Genomic DNA, 692 nt, shown 5'->3' with positions numbered 1-692 from the left:
CGCGTATCCATCTGCGAAAACGACGCCCAGTGCCGCACGCAACGTGCCGCCTTGCCGGCACGCTCCCACTCCCAGAAGAAACTCGCGCCGCCGCTCAGTTGCCGCTGCAGGATGACGTGCTGGTCGTCGTAGTCGTAACGCTCGCTTTCGCCGACGGCGTTGGTCGCTTCGATCAACCGATGACGGGCATCGAAGCGGTAGCTGACCAGCGTCTGCTCGGTACGCCAGGCAGACTCACGAAAAACCTGATAATCGACCGCGACCAGATGCGCCCGCTCATAGCGCAGCAACAAGGACCGACCGGCCCCGTTATCCAGTCGCTGAATCCGGTCGGAAAGATCCCGATGCACCGTCAGGCGATTGCCGTACGCATCGCTGACAACCGTCAGACGCCCGCCCCGAAAGTGATAAAACCGCGCCGCCTCACCCGCCAGCGCAACGATCAGTTCCTCCGGCTCATCCCCAAGAAAGATCGCCGCCCGCGACAGACTGTTGTGAATCGCCGGCCGCTCGACACTCGGCAACGGAAACCGCGTGCGCCGGTTCTCATGGTCAACCCAGACCACCGAAGCGCCATCAACCTCCAGCCGATGCGCCAGCGAATGGCTCCAGCCAAACCCCAGCCCGACATCGATCTCGACCGCACTGGTGCGATACAACCGGCTGAACTCAAACGACAGCAACCCGTCGAG

1 protein-coding gene is annotated in these 692 nt (G+C 62.9%); it reads right to left on the bottom strand.

What is annotated here, in order from left to right; genetic code table 11:
- Window positions 1-692 (bottom strand): DUF6531 domain-containing protein (locus AC1RMX_RS29680; protein WP_493073886.1); only part of this gene is annotated, 692 nt, incomplete at both ends.

The organism is Pseudomonas sp. GW822-FHT03F04 (assembly GCF_058801405.1).
The sequence above is the reverse complement of the archived record's forward strand: the minus strand, read 5'-3'. Positions and strand labels throughout refer to the sequence as shown.